Source organism: Pseudoflavonifractor sp. An176, assembly GCF_002160435.1.
Taxonomy (GTDB): Bacteria; Bacillota; Clostridia; order Oscillospirales; family Oscillospiraceae; genus Enterenecus; species Enterenecus faecium.
In genome coordinates this window covers 1-2,816 of record NZ_NFKO01000058.1, presented here as the reverse complement: position 1 = coordinate 2,816, position 2,816 = coordinate 1, and the positions used below count along the sequence as shown (strand labels likewise).

General features: G+C 52.8%; 1 tRNA gene and 1 rRNA gene. Both read right to left on the bottom strand.

Features of this window, described 5'->3' with window-relative positions:
• Nucleotides 1-33 precede the first annotated feature (33 nt).
• Nucleotides 34-109, bottom strand: a tRNA-Lys gene (locus B5F12_RS11525).
• A 70-nt stretch (nt 110-179) separates the two neighbouring features.
• Nucleotides 180-2,816, bottom strand: a 23S ribosomal RNA gene (locus B5F12_RS11520); the annotation flags it as partial.

The window sequence follows — 2,816 nt, the reverse complement described above, 5'->3', positions numbered from 1 at the left end:
CCCACTTGGGTGCATCACACACCCAAGTGGGAGTGGTACACCTTCAGGGACTCGAACCCTGGACACCCTGATTAAGAGTCAGGTGCTCTACCAACTGAGCTAAAGGTGCTTGTCAGGGTTTTCCGCACCCTCAAAACTGAACAATGTGACTTTCAGCAAGCTGCCTGCATTCATTCTTGTAGGTCAAGCCCTCGGCTAATTAGTATCGGTCAGCTACACGCCTCACAGCGCTTCCACCTCCGACCTATCAACGACATAGTCTACGTCGAGCCTTACTCCATAAAGGATGAGAGATCTAATCTTAGAGGGAGTTTCACGCTTAGATGCCTTCAGCGTTTATCTCGTCCATACGTAGCTACCCAGCTGTGCCCTTGGCAGGACAACTGGTGCACCAGAGGTATGTCCATCCCGGTCCTCTCGTACTAAGGACAGCTCTCTTCAAATCTCTTACGCCCGCAACAGATAGGGACCGAACTGTCTCACGACGTTCTGAACCCAGCTCGCGTGCCACTTTAATCGGCGAACAGCCGAACCCTTGGGACCGAATACAGCCCCAGGATGTGACGAGCCGACATCGAGGTGCCAAACCTCCCCGTCGCTGTGGACGCTTGGGGGAGATCAGCCTGTTATCCCCAGGGTAGCTTTTATCCGTTGAGCGACGGCACTTCCACTTGCATACCGCCGGATCACTAACTCCAACTTTCGTTACTGCTCGACCCGTCGGTCTCGCAGTTAGGCTCGTTTATGCGTTTACACTCAATGCACGATTTCCGTCCGTGCTGAACGAACCTTTGAGCGCCTCCGTTACCTTTTAGGAGGCGACCGCCCCAGTCAAACTGCCCACCTAACAGTGTCCCCCGACCGGATTCACGGCCGCAGGTTAGAAGCCCAGCAATCCAAGGGTGGTATCCCAAGGGTGACTCCACATGAGCTGACGCCCATGCTTCCAAGTCTCCCACCTATCCTGTACATGAATTACCGAACTCCAGTATTAAGCTACAGTAAAGCTCCATGGGGTCTTTCCGTCTAGTTGCGGGTAACTGGCTTCTTCACCAGTACAACAATTTCGCCGGGTGGGCTGTTGAGACAGCGCCCAAATCGTTACGCCATTCGTGCGGGTCAGAACTTACCTGACAAGGAATTTCGCTACCTTAGGACCGTTATAGTTACGGCCGCCGTTTACTGGGGCTTCAATTCAGACCTTCGCTTGCGCTAAGCCCTCCTCTTAACCTTCCAGCACCGGGCAGGCGTCAGCCCATATACGTCATCTTTCGATTTAGCATAGACCTGTGTTTTTGGTAAACAGTCGCTTGGGCCTATTCTCTGCGGCTCCCCTTAGGGAGCTCCCCTTATCCCGAAGTTACGGGGTCATTTTGCCGAGTTCCTTAACAACCCTTCTCCCGTTGGCCTTAGGATTCTCTCCTCATCTACCTGTGTCGGTTTGCGGTACGGGCACCTTAGTATACCTCACACCTTTTCTCGCCTCTGGACATCGCCGGCTTCCCTACTATATTTCGGTCCCTTACGCCCGGGTCAACCAACGCCCGGGTCCGGCTATTCCAAAGTGTCAGTGTGCTTAAAGTTCGGTGGCTACGGAATTTCAACCGTATGTGCATCGACTACGCCTTTCGGCCTCGCCTTAGCTCCCGGCTTACCTTGGGCGGACGAACCTTCCCCAAGAAACCTTAGATTTTCGGCCATCATGATTCCCACATGATTCTCGCTACTCATTCCGGCATTCTCACTCGAATACAGTCCACCGCTCCTTCCGATGCGACTTCACCCCATATTCGACGCTCCCCTACCCCTGTCTTACGACAAGCCCAAGCTTCGGTTATACGCTTAGCCCCGTTACATTTTCCGCGCAGAGTCACTCGACCAGTGAGCTATTACGCACTCTTTTAATGAGTGGCTGCTTCTAAGCCAACATCCTGGTTGTTTTCGCAACTCCACATCGTTTTCCACTTAGCGTATATTTGGGACCTTAGCTGTGGGTCTGGGCTGTTTCCCTTTTGACTATGAGACTTATCTCACACAGTCTGACTGCTGTTCATCAATTAGCTGGCATTCGAAGTTTGATAGGGTTCAGTAAGCTTATCGCCCCCTAGCCCATTCAGTGCTCTACCTCCAGTAATCTAAAACAACGCTAGCCCTAAAGCTATTTCGGGGAGAACCAGCTATCTCCGGGTTCGATTGGAATTTCACCGCTATCCACAAGTCATCGCCGATCATTGCAACGAGCGTGCGTTCGGTCCTCCATGGAGTTTTACCTCCACTTCAACCTGCTCATGGATAGGTCACCCGGTTTCGGGTCTATTGCCACTGACTTCATACGCCCTATTCAGACTCGCTCTCGCTGCGGCTCCGGTACTGAATACCTTAACCTTGCCAGTAACAATAACTCGCCGGACCATTCTACAAAAGGTACCTCATCACCCTTTAACGGGCTTTGAGTGCTTGTAAGCACAAGGTTTCAGGTTCTATTTCACTCCCCTCTCGGGGTCCTTTTCACCTTTCCCTCACGGTACTGCTCCACTATCGGTCATCAGGTAGTATTTAGGGTTGGAGGGTGGTCCCCCCAGCTTCCCACGGGGTTTCACGTGTCCCGCGGTACTCTGGATCCAGTCTCACAGCCTTCTCTTTCGGATACGGGGCTGTCACCCGCTATGGCCGGCCTTCCCATGCCGTTCTCCTAGATAACCTCTGCTAAATGACTGTCCACAACCCCGGTGGATAAATCCACCGGTTTGCCCTCTTCCGCGTTCGCTCGCCACTACTAGCGGAATCTCGGTTGATTTCTCTTCCTCGCCCTACTT